This window comes from Shewanella sp. A22, from assembly GCF_053850585.1.
In genome coordinates, this window is the sequence record NZ_JBSQBN010000049.1 from 14,195 (window position 1) to 30,393 (window position 16,199).

14 protein-coding genes are annotated in these 16,199 nt (G+C 41.1%); 8 read left to right on the forward strand and 6 right to left on the reverse strand.

What is annotated here, in order from left to right; translation table 11 throughout:
- Nucleotides 1–3 precede the first annotated feature (3 nt).
- The 4 genes from ACWXWT_RS10695 to cobO are packed head-to-tail and all read left to right on the forward strand — an operon-like array spanning nucleotide 4 to nucleotide 3,504.
- A complete protein-coding gene (locus ACWXWT_RS10695) occupies nucleotides 4–789 on the forward strand; it encodes an adenosylcobinamide-GDP ribazoletransferase (protein WP_456041571.1) in 786 nt (261 codons plus the stop codon).
- Nucleotides 789–1,319 (forward strand): bifunctional adenosylcobinamide kinase/adenosylcobinamide-phosphate guanylyltransferase, encoded by a 531-nt coding sequence (gene cobU / locus ACWXWT_RS10700; protein WP_456041572.1) that lies wholly within the window; start codon nucleotides 789–791, stop codon nucleotides 1,317–1,319. Before ACWXWT_RS10695 ends, cobU begins: the two co-directional genes overlap by 1 nt.
- Nucleotides 1,319–2,881: a cobyric acid synthase gene (locus tag ACWXWT_RS10705; RefSeq protein ID WP_456041573.1), complete on the forward strand. Its 1,563-nt coding sequence runs from the start codon at nucleotides 1,319–1,321 to the stop codon at nucleotides 2,879–2,881. Before cobU ends, ACWXWT_RS10705 begins: the two co-directional genes overlap by 1 nt.
- Nucleotides 2,878–3,504 (forward strand): cob(I)yrinic acid a,c-diamide adenosyltransferase, encoded by a 627-nt coding sequence (cobO, locus tag ACWXWT_RS10710; protein ID WP_456041574.1) that lies wholly within the window; start codon nucleotides 2,878–2,880, stop codon nucleotides 3,502–3,504. Before ACWXWT_RS10705 ends, cobO begins: the two co-directional genes overlap by 4 nt.
- Nucleotides 3,505–3,661: 157 nt before the next feature.
- Here the strand turns inward: cobO and ACWXWT_RS10715 are convergent, their stop codons facing one another.
- Complete coding sequence (locus ACWXWT_RS10715) at nucleotides 3,662–4,471, reverse strand: substrate-binding periplasmic protein (protein ID WP_456041575.1); 810 nt, start codon at nucleotides 4,469–4,471, stop codon at nucleotides 3,662–3,664.
- Nucleotides 4,472–5,437: 966 nt separating this feature from the next.
- On the opposite strand from ACWXWT_RS10715, the gene ACWXWT_RS10720 reads away from it, so the two are divergent.
- Nucleotides 5,438–7,330, forward strand: a complete 1,893-nt coding sequence (locus ACWXWT_RS10720; protein ID WP_456041576.1) for a methyl-accepting chemotaxis protein — start codon at nucleotides 5,438–5,440, stop codon at nucleotides 7,328–7,330.
- 86 nt (nucleotides 7,331–7,416) lie between these two features.
- On the opposite strand, the gene ACWXWT_RS10725 is transcribed toward ACWXWT_RS10720, so the two are convergent.
- The 4 genes from ACWXWT_RS10725 to ACWXWT_RS10740 all read right to left on the reverse strand — a co-directional run bounded on the left by ACWXWT_RS10725 (nucleotide 7,417) and on the right by ACWXWT_RS10740 (nucleotide 11,840).
- Nucleotides 7,417–9,141: an RluA family pseudouridine synthase gene (locus ACWXWT_RS10725; protein ID WP_456041577.1), complete on the reverse strand. Its 1,725-nt coding sequence runs from the start codon at nucleotides 9,139–9,141 to the stop codon at nucleotides 7,417–7,419.
- Between the two features lie 152 nt (nucleotides 9,142–9,293).
- Nucleotides 9,294–9,677, reverse strand: coding sequence for a VOC family protein (locus ACWXWT_RS10730; protein WP_456041578.1), 384 nt, complete (start codon nucleotides 9,675–9,677; stop codon nucleotides 9,294–9,296).
- A 103-nt stretch (nucleotides 9,678–9,780) separates the two neighbouring features.
- Complete coding sequence (locus tag ACWXWT_RS10735) at nucleotides 9,781–11,091, reverse strand: ABC1 kinase family protein (RefSeq protein ID WP_456041579.1); 1,311 nt, start codon at nucleotides 11,089–11,091, stop codon at nucleotides 9,781–9,783.
- A 206-nt stretch (nucleotides 11,092–11,297) separates the two neighbouring features.
- Nucleotides 11,298–11,840: an isochorismatase family protein gene (locus ACWXWT_RS10740; RefSeq protein WP_456041580.1), complete on the reverse strand. Its 543-nt coding sequence runs from the start codon at nucleotides 11,838–11,840 to the stop codon at nucleotides 11,298–11,300.
- Nucleotides 11,841–11,971: 131 nt separating this feature from the next.
- Here ACWXWT_RS10740 and ACWXWT_RS10745 point away from each other — a divergent pair, with 131 nt between their 5' ends.
- The 3 genes from ACWXWT_RS10745 (at nucleotide 11,972) to ACWXWT_RS10755 (ending at nucleotide 14,482) form a co-directional block, all read left to right on the forward strand.
- On the forward strand, nucleotides 11,972–13,009 hold the full coding sequence (locus tag ACWXWT_RS10745) for a DUF2235 domain-containing protein (RefSeq protein ID WP_456041581.1): 1,038 nt from the start codon (nucleotides 11,972–11,974) through the stop codon (nucleotides 13,007–13,009).
- Between the two features lie 40 nt (nucleotides 13,010–13,049).
- Nucleotides 13,050–13,946, forward strand: a complete 897-nt coding sequence (locus ACWXWT_RS10750) for a cobalamin-binding protein (RefSeq protein WP_456041582.1) — start codon at nucleotides 13,050–13,052, stop codon at nucleotides 13,944–13,946.
- 284 nt (nucleotides 13,947–14,230) lie between these two features.
- A complete protein-coding gene (locus ACWXWT_RS10755; RefSeq protein ID WP_123883841.1) occupies nucleotides 14,231–14,482 on the forward strand; it encodes a superinfection immunity protein in 252 nt (83 codons plus the stop codon).
- A gap of 877 nt (nucleotides 14,483–15,359) precedes the next feature.
- On the opposite strand, the gene ACWXWT_RS10760 is transcribed toward ACWXWT_RS10755, so the two are convergent.
- Nucleotides 15,360–16,199, reverse strand: an 840-nt coding sequence (locus tag ACWXWT_RS10760) for a DUF4238 domain-containing protein (RefSeq protein WP_456041583.1), incomplete at its 5' end; no start/stop codon positions are given.

Sequence of the window (16,199 nt, forward strand, 5' to 3'; positions counted from 1 at the left end):
AACATGTCTGGCGAGATAAAATGGTTGCGGCAGTTAAATTTATTTTTTGTGGCGATGAGTTTTTTTACTCGGATCCCGGTTCCATCTTGGGTTGTGATAGACAGTGATAAATTAAACCAAGCCAGCCGCTATTTTGGCGTAGTTGGTTTATGCATTGGTTTAATTTGTTCACTGGTGTTTGGGCTTGCCCAGTTTCTTTTACCAGCGAGTATTGCGATTTTGCTGGCAATGGTAGCAGGTGTGTTAGTGACCGGAGGCTTTCATGAAGATGGTTTAGCTGACACAGCTGACGGATTGGGTGGTGGTTGGACGGTAGAAGATAAGCTGCGTATTATGAAAGATTCACGCTTAGGCAGTTATGGTGCCCTAGCGTTGGTTTTAGTACTGGTACTGAAATGGCAATTGTTGGTAGAGTTAGCATTATACAGTCCAATGGCAGCGGTAAGCGCGCTAATTGTGGGCCATACGTTAAGCCGTGTTGTGGCAGCAAGTTTGATTTTTAGTGAGCAATATGTTCGAGATGACGACACGAGTAAGTCAAAACCGATTGCGCAGAATCAACAGCTAAACGACTTATTTATTTTAATCGCCAGCGGTATTTTTGTATTGTTATGGCTTAATGGTGTCGTCGCATTTGTGTTGTTTATTGGCTTATGGTTAGTGCGTATTTTGTTAGGTGGTTTTTTCCGTAAACAAATAGGTGGCTATACTGGCGACACTTTAGGCGCAGCACAACAAATTAGTGAAGTGTGCTGTTATCTTGTGATTTTAGCAATTGGGTTAAGCTGATGATTCATTTGGTGTTAGGTGGGGCACGAAGTGGTAAAAGTCGATTTGCCGAACAACGCGTAGCAGAGTACGCCGCGATTGGTTACCAGTGTGTGTATTTAGCTACGGCAACGGCGCTAGACCAAGAAATGTCAGAGCGTATTGACCAACATCAACAAGACAGAGTGTCTAGCCCTCATGGTTGGACACTGCATGAACAAGCTTATGATATTGCACAAACCCTAGTGGCAATCGATAAACCACAACAGGTGATATTGCTTGATTGCCTGACATTGTTATTAACCAATCACTTATTGTTAGATAATGGCGCCTCGTGGGACACGCAAAAGTCATTACTTATTGAAAACTTATTGACGTTACAAAGCGATGTGGTGTTAGTCAGCAATGAAGTGGGTTCGGGTATTGTTCCAATGGGTGAGCTCAATCGGCGTTTTGTTGATGAAGCGGGTTGGTTGAATCAAGCGATAGCGGCGATATCAGATCAAGTTACCTTGGTGGTTGCAGGCCTACCTTTATCCCTAAAAGCATAATGATACTCGCTAGTGCTCAATCACCAATCGTATCACCATTGTGTGGTGCATTGATGGTGCAAGGCACCACCTCTGATGCGGGTAAAAGTACGCTTGTTGCAGGTTTATGTCGCTTGTTTGTCCGCCAAAATATCAATGTCGCCCCCTTTAAACCACAAAATATGGCATTAAACAGTGCGGTAACTATTGATGGTGGTGAAATAGGTCGCGCCCAAGCACTGCAAGCCACTGCATGTAATATTCCCCCTCATACTGATTTTAACCCCGTATTATTAAAGCCAAGTTCAGATACCGGTGCCCAAGTTATTATTCACGGTAAGGTGCTAACCACATTAGCCGCCAAGGCCTTTTTCGGCCCACAAAGCCAAGATTATAAAGCCTTGGCATTAGCCGCGGTAATGCAATCTTATCAGCGCTTACAGCAGCAATATTCGTTAGTGGTGATTGAAGGGGCTGGGAGTCCTGCTGAAATCAATTTGCGAGAAGGTGATATTGCCAATATGGGCTTTGCAGAAGAGGCTGATTGCCCTGTGATCATCATTGCCGATATTGATAAAGGCGGGGTATTTGCCCATTTGGTTGGTACTTTGGCATTATTGAGCCCGTCGGAGCAAGCCCGAGTAAAAGGTTTTGTGATCAATCGTTTTCGGGGGGACATCAGTTTATTACAACCGGGTATTGATTGGCTTGAACAGTACACTCAAAAGCCAGTACTAGGCGTGCTACCATATTTGCATGACTTACATCTTGATGCTGAAGATGCATTGGTTGACGCACCCAATAATCCATTAACAGACACATCTGTTAAGTTAACTGTATTGGTTTTGGTGTACCCAAGCATCAGTAATCACACCGACTTTGATCCGCTGCGCTTACACCCCAAAATTGATTTTCACTATGTGAGCCTCCAGTCTATGGGTCATTCATCTCATTGGCCCGCAGCTGATGTCGTTATACTGCCGGGCAGTAAAAATGTCCGTGCGGATTTAACTTTTATGCGTCAGCAAGGTTGGGATATTAAGCTCAAACATCATTTACGTTACGGCGGCAAAGTCATCGGTATTTGTGGCGGTTATCAAATGATGGGTGAGCTTATTGATGACCCTTTAGGCATTGAAGATGACGCTGGTTGCAGTGACGGATTGGGCTTATTGCCGATTAATACCGTATTAACAGCGAGTAAAACCTTAACTCAAGTAAGGGGTCACTTACGCTTACAAGAGCAGCAGGCCGAGTTTAGCGGTTACGAGATCCATTGTGGTGAGTCTTCACTTACTCATAGTGACGTAACGCAGCCCATATTGATTAAACAAGTGGCCGAAGAGCCCTTGCCTATGACAAAACTCGATGGCATGGTGAGTGATGATCAACAAATTTTGGCGACCTATGTGCATGGATTATTTGATGAGCCAGCGTCATGCCAACTTATTTTGCAATGGGCAGGCCTAAAGAGTCGCCAGGCTATTAATATTAACCAAATTCGCGAGCAACAGCTCAACCGTCTTGCCGATGTATTAGAAACGCATTTGGACATGAACACATTGAAAGGGATAATCGCATGACAAGTAACACCGATCAAACGACACAAGACCAAGTTAAAGCCGAACGCCATAAAGCCCGTCAGCAAAAAGTAAAAGTAGGTGTTGATGCTAAAATTGCCGCAGCCCAAGATGAAAAAGGCATTTTGTTAGTGCTAACTGGTAATGGTAAGGGAAAATCGACCTCAGGTTTTGGCTCTGTAGCTCGCGCTGTAGGCCACGGTCATAAAGCTGCGGTAGTGCAATTTATTAAAGGTACTTGGGCTTGTGGCGAGCGTAATTTATTGGAGGGTGCAGGGGTAGCGTTTCATGTTATGGGAACGGGTTTTACTTGGGAAACTCAAGACAAAGAAAAAGACACTCAAGCGGCAATGGAAGCTTGGCTTGAGGCTGAAAAATTACTCAAAGATGAATCGATTAACTTGGTAATGCTTGATGAGCTTACTTACATGGTGAGTTACCATTACATCGAACTTGAACGAGTATTAACGGCTTTAAAAAACCGCCCAGCGATGCAACATGTCATTATTACTGGCCGTGCTTGCCACCGTGACATTATTGAATTGGCTGATACGGTAAGCGAAGTACAACCCATCAAACATGCCTTTAACGAAGGCATTAAAGCGCAGTTAGGTTTTGACTATTAAAATAGTCAATTGCTTGGTTAACAATACACCTTTAAAGCGCCAGTTTCCTCGCTAGCTGCGTTGATTCAGTTTGCGATGAAATAGGCCAAACTTTGATGTGTTAATCCCATGGGATCATGGGCGTGGTGAGGAGTGGTAACTCAACGATTTGCTTAACTTAACTTGGATTAAGTGGCTTATGTTGCCCTGGCATCGTCGTATCAATAATATTTACCGGCCTAGATTTAGGAAACCACTTAGCGACAATATCGTCAAATTCGTTATTTTTTCTCATAGTTTTCATCGCTTGTTTCATTTTATTTAACAAGTCGATACGGGTGTCTTTATGCGTTGCTAAGCCAACGTCAATTTGGTGAGCGATGAATGCCGGAATAAAATCGCGCTGCTCTAATCCTAATAAATTGACGACTTCTTTAAAGCCTATTTCATTATTATAAATTAAATCGACACGATCAAAGTTAAGCATTTTTAAGGCTGTTATTTGGTTTGATACGATATAGATGTTGGCATATTGGTGGTTAATATTGAGGCGCTCTAACGCTACATCATCCCGGGATAATGCCAAAGAGTAGCGGTCAATATCGCTGAGGTTAGTGATATTGATATCGGTTCTAGAGGCCTTTTTATAAATGGCATCTTGCACTGTATAAAAGTTATCTACCCATTTGAAACTTTTTAAACGTTGTTCTGTTTTTCCTATCGAAAAAATAAACGTATTAGGATTTTTTTTAGCATTTCTATACGCCCGACTCCAGGGCATTATTTGTATATCGATATCAAAGTCGAGGTATTGCTGACTTGTTTGTAAAATATCGATGGCAAAACCTGTTAATTTGCCTTGGTGATTTCTGGATTGAAATGGCGGGTAGGTTTCGGTGTAAAAAATGACTTTTTCTTTTGCTGTGTTGGCAATAGATGTTGGCGTCATGATGACGAACGTGATGAAGATAACTGTAAATCTTAACATTAAAAAGGGTGGCCTCGAGTAATTTCAAAGCTGATTTTATAGTAATTTGGTCTATATAAGAATACAAAGTGTGTTTATGTTGACTCAATAATGTCACAGTTTGTTTACCTTAGCGTGTCTTTATCTTAACCAATTTAACTAAACAATTGTTGTGTAGATGTTTTGTTTATGTGCAATAACAATTATTGCGATCTGACGTTGGGTTATATTTTTAACTACTTTTTGCAAATGTGCTTAAATATCCAACCAAAACAGCCAAAATCATCCATTGATTTTATCGTTCTAGGCTAATCGTTAGATTGCCAGCACAATGAATCTGAAGGTAGTGTGATGAGTCAAACCCAATAGTGACTGATTTACTACAATTTATTGTGTACAGAATGAATTTTGCGTCTAGCCTTAATATAGGAGGACCAAAACAACTTGATACCAGTTCCAATAATTAAAGGCGTGGGTATGGCCATCGCAGCAGAGTGTTGCAGTAAAGCAAGTGGTCAAACATGAGGTAGTCAAGCCTGAGGTGAGAAAGTGTGAAGCTTTAGGCTATAAGGCATTGCTGTGTTGGGATGATCACAAAGTCTGTTTTATACATATTTATTGCCATAGGAGTATGATACAAATACCGATGTTGCTTTTATGTTGTCAATTTGTTGGCTTTGTTGTTTTTTTAAAAAGGCAGGTTTATGGCTTGTTTGCAAACCATGCTAGCCATGTGTGTTGTTACCGAGCGGTATTGGTGTATTCGTAGTGGCGCTATTGTTAGTTATGAAATGTAACTATAAAGGCTGTTTTTAACCGAGCATTATTCAGTACTCGGTCTAAACGGTTAATGACTAGATTAATGTGTGTCATATCTCTGATTAACATCCAGGTAAATGATTCATTTTTTAGTATTTAATATTCCCATGTTTCTGCATTTGCAGCCGATATGTAATATTGGAACGTTGGATTATAGAGGAAGAGCTCATGCAATCGACATTAAAAACACGTCTGCTGTTAAGCAGTCTTTTTGCAGTATTTATCACTGTTGTAGTATTGGTGAGCATATCCAGTTATGTCATTAGACATAATGCATTAACCAATACTCAAGAAGAAATAGATCAACTAGCCGTTACTTTTGCTCAAGGTATTGGCGAATGGATGCAAGATCGAAAGCGGGCGATTACCAGCCTGAAACAAACCATTGAAGCCGATCCCAATGTGGATGTGGTGCCATTTCTACTGCAAGCCCACAATGCCGCTGGTTTCGCCCTCACGTATTTTGGTGATGAACAAGGCAATATGTCTCGTCAAGACCCTGCATTAAACAAAGCGGGTTATGATCCAAGAGTACGACCTTGGTATATCGATGCTAAAGCGGCTGGTAGTCTGATTATGACCGCCCCATATGTGAGCACAACGTTACAGAAGCAAGTCGTGACCATTGCTGAGCCCGTCATGGTCGCAGGGCAATTATTTGGTGTTACAGCGGCTAATTTGACGATTGTTCAATTAACCGATGCCGTTCAGAACTTAGAAGTTCCAGGAAAAGGCTATGCCGTAATGGTCGATAATGCAGGGCTTATTATTAGCCACCCCGACAGCAAACTAAATAATCAACAACTCGTTGATATCGATAAAGACTTTAATAATAGTTGGTTAGCCGAAAGGGTTAACGCTAGCACCATTGAAGAAAATGAACTCGATGGTGCGACAAAGCTTATGTATGTTGCGGCGATACCTTCGACAGAATGGGCGTTAATTTTCGTCATGGATAAACAACATATTATGTCACCAGCGACGGTTCTTGCTTGGTGGATGTCTGCGATAGGGCTTGCTTTGCTGATCCTTTTCGGATTAACGCTTACCGTGATCTTTAAAATTCAATTTAAAGATCTGGAACGAGTGGCCCAAGCACTAAATGATATTGCAGATGGAGAAGGCGATTTAACCGTGCATATTGTGACGGCAAACAGTCACGATGAAATTGGTAAGCTAGCCTCTGGTTTTAACCATTTTGTTGAGCGTATCCATGGGATGATTTCTCGAATGCATACCATTGCTGGACAATTGGAATATCAAGCGACAGATAGTAGTGCCTCAGCAGTCAAAAATAGTGACCGTATTGTTGTGCAGCAAGATGAAGTGACAATGGTGGCGACTGCTGTAACCGAAATGGCCAGTGCTACCGAAGAAATTGCCAGTAATGCAGAGCACACTGCACATATTGCACAAGATGCGGTAGAGCTTTCAAGTCACGGCCAAAAACAAGTCATTCAAAGCCAAGAATCAATACGAAATCTCGCTAAGGAAGTTGGGACTGCGGGTCAAATTATTGGTGATTTAAATGAGCACTCACAGAAAATTAACAGTATTCTATTAACCATTAGTGGTATTTCTGAGCAAACCAATTTACTGGCGTTAAATGCTGCCATTGAAGCCGCTAGAGCGGGTGAGCAAGGTCGAGGTTTTGCTGTCGTGGCCGATGAAGTTCGCGTGTTATCACAACGTACCCATTCATCGACTCAAGAAATTCAAGCCACGATTGAAACATTACAACAAACTGCAGAAAGAGCCGTTAAGTCAATGGCTCAAAGCCATGCTATGGCCGAAACCAGTGTTTCAGATGCTAATTCTGCTAGTGAGAGCTTGCTGCAGATCAGTAAAGCGATTAATGATATTTCAGATATGGCGAGTCAAATTGCCACCGCCGCAGAAGAGCAAACCTCTGTAACCAGTGAAATCAATCGTAATACAGAGTCTATCCGTGAAGTGTCAGAGAGTTTGTCAATTGAAGCCAAAACTTCTATGACACAAGCTAAAGAATTAGCTCAGTTAGCTGCATCACTGCAACAAGAGGTAAATAGTTTTAAGTTGTAGCATTCATCTTGCTAAAATTCAGTCTATTAAAATTAATCGGTAAAAGTGTGGTTGGCACTTTTACCGATATTGTCTGTATTAACTGACTATTCAAAATCTGCTTTTACTTCAAATACCATTTCTTCATTTGTCACCGGATGATTTAAGCTTAAATACTGCGCATGTAAATGCAAACGGTTAGTCGCAACACCGTATAAATCATCTCCAACTATTGGCATATGTAAACCATCATGATGGGCACAATGCATCCGTAATTGATGAGTACGCCCAGTTTTAGGGTATAAGTGTATTAAGGTGCGCTTTTCTTGCCGTTGGTGCACTTGCCAAAATGTCTCGGCATGTTTGCCATGTTCGTAACATACTAGCTGCTTAGGACGGTCGTCTAAATCTACCCGCAATGGCAAACTAATATCGCCTTCGTCTTGATTCGGTACACCTTCAATTAACGCGATATATCGCTTTGTTACGCTGCGCTGAATAAACTGCTGTTGTAGGGCTTTATTGGCTTCTTTTGTGAGTGCAATAACCATTAAACCTGATGTAGACATGTCTAGGCGATGAACAATCAGCGGCCCCGTCGCATTATGGAATTGCTGCTGCATACGGCTAAATACCGAGTCGGTGATATTTTTGCCTGGTACCGATAATAACTCTGCGGGCTTGTTAATAATCACCATCGCATCATCTTGATAAATAATATCAATGTGCTGATCTTTACCCGGGTTAATCAATAAAGCGTCGTCATCAACCTGCATACCTTTAAGCATGTGGGTCAAAATAGGTCGGCATTTCCCATGGCAAGCTGGGTAGTAGTTTTTGTGTTGTTTAATCTCAGATTTTGGCGATGTCCCCCACCAAAACTCTGCCATCGCAATTGGAGTGAATTGATGAGTAAACGCGTATTGCAGTAACTTAGGTGCTGCACATTCTCCGGCACCAGCAGGCGGTAAATGATTCGGCGCGTCATTGAAGATATCGTTTAAATCACGCGCTTCACCCAAGGTATTTAAAAACTGATATTGGGCAAAGAGCTTTTTTTGTAATCCATTTGAAAGTTGTTTACGTTGTTGTTTTAACTTTTTAATTTGCTGCTGAAGTGAATCTAAGGCCACTTTAGTCGTTTCAATTTGAGTCTGCCACAGCTGCTTTAATGCATTTAACTGTTGTTTTTGTTGCACGCTTTGACGGCTTAAGTCGATAGACAAGGTTTTATGGTTATCGTCGCTAATGCTTGCTTGTGCTAATGCCGTATCCGCTTGTTCACGTTGCTGCTTACGCTGTTTTCGACCTTCAACAATTGCGTTGCGTTGCTGCTCAAGTTCACTTTCTGCTTGATGTTGTTGCGCTGCTAAAGTTGTGGTTAATGTCGCCAGTAACGGATTCGCTTCTTGCTGACTAATCGATAGGTTAATTTGGTTAATTTGTTTATTATCACTACTAAAAAAGCTGTCTTGGGTCAGCATATCAAACACCGGCGGCACAAACGGTGGCAAGATATTTTGATCGGCTAACTTACCTGAAAATGACGCTAAAAAACCAAGTTGTCCGAGAGTGTCTTTAACCACCAACACACCAAACATCTTACCAATCACCATGCCACGATCATTTTCGCTGTTTAAGCCAAAATTATGCCCCCAAGGGTTAGCCTCAAGTAATTCCTGCTGCAACTGGTGTGCTGCGAGTATGGTTAATGGATGAGGTTGATAATAAAACGGGAAGGTAAAAGACTTAGGCAATCCGTGTTGTGCAAGTGTTTTACTAAACGCTATTGCATCATTAAAAGGAATAAAACACGGATCGCTAACAGTCATTACATACACTCACAGCATAAAAGGGCGGCTATTTTACCCTGTAGTTGTTTGTGATGCATCTCAAAAAGTGTGACTTAGGTTTTTAGCGTAAATATTGGAAATTTAGACGAACAGGTAATCTTTCATTCAGACTACCTGCCGGAATAGTGTTATTACTTTGCCATTCTGTGCAAAGCACAAATCTTGTTACCATCAGGGTCGCGAAGGTAAGCTAAATACAAATCAAACCCCGGTCCTGAGCGAACACCTGGGGCATCTTCACAGGCTGTACCACCACTAATCAATCCGGCGGCATGCCATGCATCTGCTAATGCGGTGGTATCCGCAGAAAAACCAATAGTGGTGCCATTACCGTGGCATGCTGGTTCACCGTTTATGGGTTTTGTTAATGCAAAAATACCTGTTGGTGTCATATAAAAACAACGACCTTTGTCATCAATTTTACCTGGCGCAATACCTAATGTGCCTAAAATGGCATCATAAAATTTCTTCGATGTATCGATATCGTTAACGCCAATCATAATGTGACTAAACATGGTAACTCTCCTTGTGTGAATTCAATTATTAATAACCCATCTTTATTAATACAATGGATTTATCTTGTTGATATGGTTTTTAATCGTTCTAAGTTAAGGCTATTTAATTTTGATAAGCAGTAAATAATTTTCTCACATCTACCTTGGCTTTTAGCTTTGCGGCCAGTAAATAGGTACCTGCTAATTTACGATGAATAAAAATAGCATCGGTTGGCGGAGTATGCCATTCATTTTGTTGGGTACTCATTGCTTTACCTGCATGAGTAATACGTTTTGCTAAGTCGCTTTGGCCAAAGTCGTATTCGCCCTTAAAGCGTAGCGGCTCACAAGCTTGGTAGAAAATATCAACAATTAGCTGTTGATGGGCGGGATCTATTTCATCTTGAAAAAAGCCAATTTTCTTAGCTGCTGATGTCATTTGAATTTTATTTTGACTTGCAGCACCTAGCATGAGTTCATGGTAACCATGGGATAGCTCATCACTAATAGTGCGGGTGGCGCCAAAGTCGAAAAGTACGATTTTTTGAGTGTCGGTTTGATACTGAAAATTGGCAAAGTTAGGATCAGACTGAACTAATTTAAACTCGAATAGCTCTTTAAAACATAAACCCATTAGCGCGCTAGCAATGTGGTCTCGTACCTCTTGTGACGCTTGTGTCACCGATTCTATAGCCACACCTTCAACAAACTGCATGGTTAAAATACTGTTGTTACTGAGTTGCTTGTACACTTTTGGGACAATAAAACTGGAATCTTCACCCAGTTGTTGCCTATAAAGCGCTATTTGTTGGGCTTCGAAGTGATAATCCGCTTCATTATGCAGTTGGGCTTTGGCTTCTGCCAGCAAAGTATCCAGTTTAACGTTTGCAGGAATAAGACGAGAAACTTTTAATAATGTCGCTACGTTGTCGATATCACTATCGATGCTGTCTCTAATGCCCGGATATTGAATTTTAATCGCCAGTTTTTCACCTGTGTCTAAATAGGCTAAATGCACTTGGCCGATGGATGCCGCGGCAAAAGGGCGTAATTCAAACTGGGCAAATGGGGCGAGCCAGTCTCGACCCCAATGCTGAACTAGTAATTGAGTTAACTGCTTGTGCGGCATCGCTTTAGCATCAGAACGTAGCTTTGCCAATATTTCTGCTAATTCGGGAGGCACTAAATCGCCAGCATCCATTGACAGCATTTGGCCCACTTTCATCGCGGCGCCGCGAAGTTGCGACAGCTTATCGGCAACATGACCAATGTTGGTTGGGGTCATCACTAGCTGTTGTAACTTAGGTGATTGACCTTTACTAAGCTGTTTTGCACCCTCAAACAGCACGTTACCCGCAAGACGAGAAGCCAGTCCACCCATTTTTGATAATCGCGATAATCGGCTGGTTGGTACTTTGGATTCATTCTTTTTCATGATGATCTTTATCTGCAATACAACGTTTAGATTGGTTTTATTGTACGCTTATGAGGCGTTATATGATCAGATTCAATGATGTCTAATTCGAAATTATATTACTAAGAATAACCTGACTAATTAGTTAGAGTGATAGGTTTAAGGCGAACTCAATAACGGCTGATGAATACGCCTTTGATAGATTTGTGGACACAAATAACTTATGGCTACTTTATCAATTTAAGTAAGGCCTTAAAGCGATCGCCTTGGGCAACATGCTGAAGTTCAAATAGTAGTGATTCGACATTAGTGAGTTTGGCGCCATCATTAAGCATCATCTGCACTCCAAGTACTTTGTTGTCTGCACCTCTGGATGAAACTGCGTCGGCAACCAAATGCACTTGATAATCGTTGGCCAATAAATCTTGGCAAGTTTGGTAAACGCAAACATGAGTTTCTATGCCAGCAAGAATGACATTGTTACGGTTTAAAGTGTTAAGTTGCTGTTTTGCTTCTTCACAATGCCAACTACTAAAATGCTCCTTCGCAATAGGTTTGGTGGTTTGCGATAACAATTGAGCGAGTTCGTCGCTGGTGTTGCCTAATTTATTGGGTAATTGTTCTAACCAAATAATTGGAATATCAAATAGTTGTGCACCTTGAATTAGCACTGCAAGTTTTTGGTGTAATTGGGCTGATTGCTGCATTACTTGGGCGAGTTTACCTTGTACGTCGACAATCATTAATACACTTTGTTCTGCTGTTATCATGTTCAGTACCCCAATCTATTTAAGTGAACTGTCGAGTATTGGTTATTTTTACCGTGGTGCAAATAAGCATTTAGTCTATTATTACTCTATAAATGGTGATGAATGTTCAACAAAGATTGTCAAGGATTGATATGAAAAAACGAATTGTCATTTGTGCCGATGGAACCTGGAATCGGCCTGAAAAAGATCTTGAAAAAGATCATGCCACTAATGTGTTAAAACTCGCCAGATCCATTAAGCCGATTGCCGATGATGGTGTGCCGCAACAGGTATTTTACGATTGGGGTGTCGGCTCTTCTCACGATGCCATTATCGGCGGCGCAACAGGGCGCGGTTTGCATAAAAATATTATGGATACTTACCGCTATATTGTGCAAAATTACTCTCCCGGTGACGACATTTATTTGTTCGGTTTTAGCCGTGGAGCCTACACCGTACGTTGTTTGTGTGGCCTTATTAACAACTGCGGCATTGTTACTCGGCCTGACGCAAAGCTAATTCAGCAAGCATTTGATCACTATAAAATGAAAACCAAACCCTTTGCGCCAAGTGGAAAACGCTCGGTAGCATTTCGAGAGCAGCATTCGCATCCGTCGCGTGATGTCGCATTTGTTGGTGTTTGGGATACTGTTGGGGCAATGGGGATCCCACTGTCTTTTTTAGGTTTTTTTGAAGATAAAGACGAGTTTTATGATGCTAAACTTGGGCACAATGTTAAGGTTGCACGCCATGCTTTAGCGCTTGATGAGCACCGCAGTGATTTTGAACCAACGATTTGGCAACCAAGAAGTGGTATTGATATTCAACAAGTGTGGTTTGTTGGTGCTCACAGTAATATTGGTGGAAGCGTTGCCCCCAATGACGACGGTAGCACCTTGTCTGATATTGCATTAAAGTGGATGCTTAGCCAAGCAAAGGTATTTGATTTAACGGTAGAATTGCATCTCACGGATACATTATTACCAAACCCTATGGCAGATATTCAAGATTCATATCGCAGTTTTTATCGGGTTAAAAAACGATTTATACGTAAGCTCGACCCTGAGTTAATACCGATATTATTGCATCAGTCTGTTAAAACTCGTTGGTTTAATGATGACAGTTACCGGCCTCAGGGTTTGGTTGATTATGTTGATAAGCACGGTTGGCCCGATAAGCTGGTTGAATAAACTGTAAAATATCATTAAAAAATGAGTGTTAACAGGCACTATGAAAAACCTATCAATTAAGGAAAGCATTTTGCTACGTGTATTTTTATCGCTTATTGCTGTGATTGGACTGTCGTTTGTATCATTTGTTCTACCTGCGGCTGAATCGACGGTCTCAGATGAGTTACAAGATCAAGCTCCTGCCAAACGGATTATTGCTTTATCGCCACACGGCGTAGAAATGCTGTTTGCTATTGGTGCTGGCGGCTCAATTGTTGCCACCACCGATTATGCTGATTTTCCGGCAGCAGCTAAGAATATTCCGAGTATCGGCGGTTATTATGGTATTCAAGTCGAGCGAGTGATTGAGTTAAATCCCGATTTAATTGTGGTGTGGCAAAGCGGTAATAAAGTGCAGGACATTAATCAATTACGTGATTTAGGTTTTAACCTGTTTAATAGCGACCCTAAGCGCTTAGTTGATGTCGCCACGGATCTTGAGCAATTAGGCAAGCTCACCGGACATTCTGTTAAGGCCAAGCAAGTTGCAGATGATTATCGTCAGCAATTAGCTGAGATTAAACAGCAAAACCAAGCTAAGCCTGTGGTAAAAGTATTTTATCAATTATGGTCAACGCCACTGATGACAGTGGCTAAGGGCAGCTGGATCCAAAACCTAATTGAAGTGTGTCATGGTGAAAATGTGTTTTATAACGCAGCAAGTGAGTACCCACAAATTAGTATCGAAAATGTGTTACTAACTGGCGCAGAAGTGATTTTACAAAGCCAAGATGAAGGCAATATTTTAGGGATCAACTGGGCTGAATGGCCTGAGCTACCCGCGGTAAAAAACCAGCATATATATCAGTTTGATGCCGATTTGCTTCATCGGGCAACCCCAAGGGCAATTCAAGGCGTTAATGCGGTTTGTGGTGCTTTGGATAAAGTACGAAATTAAATAACAAATAGCTTTTTATGAGGATTAGCCGTTTGTTACGTTGATTCAAATCTTCCTTTTCAATTCAGTATCCAACTGTTGAGCAAGGTCTTGTGCCTGTTTTAGTTGCATATTTTGCTATAAATAATGTAATGTTGCTAAATTGTTATTGTTTATTCTGGTGTAAGTTCAGTGTAAATGGGAGCATGGAATAAGATCTAACAAAACTAGCATAGGACGATTTTTCTACGTTACGTTATGTTTAAACACGAGTAACACTTATCGATTTAAAAAGGATTAAGTAAATGGATTTTATTGATGAAATTTTGGCAAGTGACAATTATATGTTTATGGCGGCGTTAGTTATAGGAGGACTTATTCTTTGGTTCCTTCCAGCACTGCTTTCGTTAATCTTTAATAGAAAACACTTTAAATATATTTTGTTAGCATGTATCCCAGCAGGTCTTTCTTTTATCGCTTGGGGTGGTGTTATGGTGTGGGCCACAACGGGTAAAGTCTTTGGTAAATATGCTAACAAGATCAAAGAAGAAACTTAAAAATAGTATGTCTATTAAGAACGGTTGAGTTAGTTTTTATGGCCTACGGCCACTAACGTCGTGGCGCTTCGCCCACACCAGATTTTTCAAACTCCGTTTGAACTAACATCGCAAGGTTCCACCCTGCACGGGCCAAATAATATGTAATTATAGCCTTTGGCCACTAACGTCGTGGCGCTTCACTCACACCGGATTTTTCAAACTCCGTTTGAACTAACATCGCAAGGTTCCACCTTGCACGGGCCAAATAATATGTAATTATGACCTGTGGCCACTAACGTCGTGGCGCTTCGCCCACACCGGATTTTTCAAACTCCGTTTGAATTAACATCGCAAGGTTCCACCCTGCACGGGCCAAATAATATGTAATTATGACTTGTGGCCACTAACGTCGTGGCGCTTCGCCCACGCCAGACCAAGAGGAAACCAACGGCTGTTCCCTCTTGGATCTCCCAGCCGCCCCGCAACATTTTCAAACAGCGAAAAGGTCGCAATGGGGTAGATCCAGCTTTTGAATTTATTGGGTAACTGCTTCAGCCTTATTCGAAAATGCTAACGCTTCCTATGGTACATCCTGTACCTCGAAAGCTAGCCTGACATCCATGTCAGGACTCACGCTATTTTCTTCAATGGCCTCAAGTTTTGAGTTGAATCTCACCAATTGCGAGCAAGGTATGCAAATCATTATGCCCCATCACGCGTTAGTGCAATTAGTCAGTCATTTTGAAAAAATCAAAATTTTAATAATAGTCTCTATAAGTCTCAGGCCTTACTACCCATCGGGCACTCTGAGATGGGTGGTAACGTCGACATATGGCCTATTTTTCACAAACTAAGGAAAGCCCATTGCTGTAACGGGCTTTTTTACTCAAAATATTCAACGCTGCCGTATATACCGAGGCTCAGAATCTATCATTTCTTGAGCTAGGCTAAAGTCATTATTAGAAGAAAAAATAAACCTAGTAGAGTATTTAACTTGAAGGGAATTCAAGTTAGTTACATTACTATCTGTAGAGGCCAATACTTTGCCGTTTTTAATGCAATTATATACGTTTTCTATAGATTCAAATTGTTCAGGGTGTAATTGCTTAAATTTCTGGTCATCTTCTATCAACTTATACTGCTCACAGATGTACTTTGTTGTACCCCTACACCAAAGTACCAATGTAAGCTCTGTAGTTAGAGGGATATATACTTCTATTCCATCAACTTCCAAACCGATATTCCCCCTTTCACCTTCCCTCTTTGAGTTTTGAAAGGATATAGGATTATCTGAAATCCAAAACGGTGATGTTGAAGTTGAAGCTTGTAAAATCCAAGTTTTATTAAAAAAATGCTGAGAAAACTTCTTAAAGTCAGAGAGATTACTTAGCCTCCATAATCTAAGTGAGTCTTCGGTAAGCTCTTCATATCCTTCAATTTGATCAGGGCTAATACCTTTGGAAAATAAATCAGACATTAACTGGTCATAGAAATTGAGTGATTGATTAAAAGCAAATGGAGTTCTCAGATATTGAAGTGAAATAAACTCCGACAAATTGTGCTTATCATCATCAGTGAGATTTAGTAGAGAGTTGCTTTCTACAATACTGAGACTGTAACTAATTTTGTGTAACTGCTTATCAAAACGTACTCTATTGAGAGTTAAGGATAGGCAGATACTCATGAACAAAAAAGATATTGAAGCTTTTGCTAAAGAAGCAGCTAAAAGCATTAA

Coding starts and splice junctions, on each gene's coding strand:
- ACWXWT_RS10695 (WP_456041571.1), top strand. CDS start 4: ATGTCTGGCGAGATAAAATGGTTGCGGCAGTTAAATTTATTTTTTGTG.
- cobU (WP_456041572.1), top strand. CDS start 789: ATGATTCATTTGGTGTTAGGTGGGGCACGAAGTGGTAAAAGTCGATTT.
- ACWXWT_RS10705 (WP_456041573.1), top strand. CDS start 1,319: ATGATACTCGCTAGTGCTCAATCACCAATCGTATCACCATTGTGTGGT.
- cobO (WP_456041574.1), top strand. CDS start 2,878: ATGACAAGTAACACCGATCAAACGACACAAGACCAAGTTAAAGCCGAA.
- ACWXWT_RS10715 (WP_456041575.1), bottom strand. CDS start 4,471: ATGTTAAGATTTACAGTTATCTTCATCACGTTCGTCATCATGACGCCA.
- ACWXWT_RS10720 (WP_456041576.1), top strand. CDS start 5,438: ATGCAATCGACATTAAAAACACGTCTGCTGTTAAGCAGTCTTTTTGCA.
- ACWXWT_RS10725 (WP_456041577.1), bottom strand. CDS start 9,141: ATGACTGTTAGCGATCCGTGTTTTATTCCTTTTAATGATGCAATAGCG.
- ACWXWT_RS10730 (WP_456041578.1), bottom strand. CDS start 9,677: ATGTTTAGTCACATTATGATTGGCGTTAACGATATCGATACATCGAAG.
- ACWXWT_RS10735 (WP_456041579.1), bottom strand. CDS start 11,091: ATGAAAAAGAATGAATCCAAAGTACCAACCAGCCGATTATCGCGATTA.
- ACWXWT_RS10740 (WP_456041580.1), bottom strand. CDS start 11,840: ATGATAACAGCAGAACAAAGTGTATTAATGATTGTCGACGTACAAGGT.
- ACWXWT_RS10745 (WP_456041581.1), top strand. CDS start 11,972: ATGAAAAAACGAATTGTCATTTGTGCCGATGGAACCTGGAATCGGCCT.
- ACWXWT_RS10750 (WP_456041582.1), top strand. CDS start 13,050: ATGAAAAACCTATCAATTAAGGAAAGCATTTTGCTACGTGTATTTTTA.
- ACWXWT_RS10755 (WP_123883841.1), top strand. CDS start 14,231: ATGGATTTTATTGATGAAATTTTGGCAAGTGACAATTATATGTTTATG.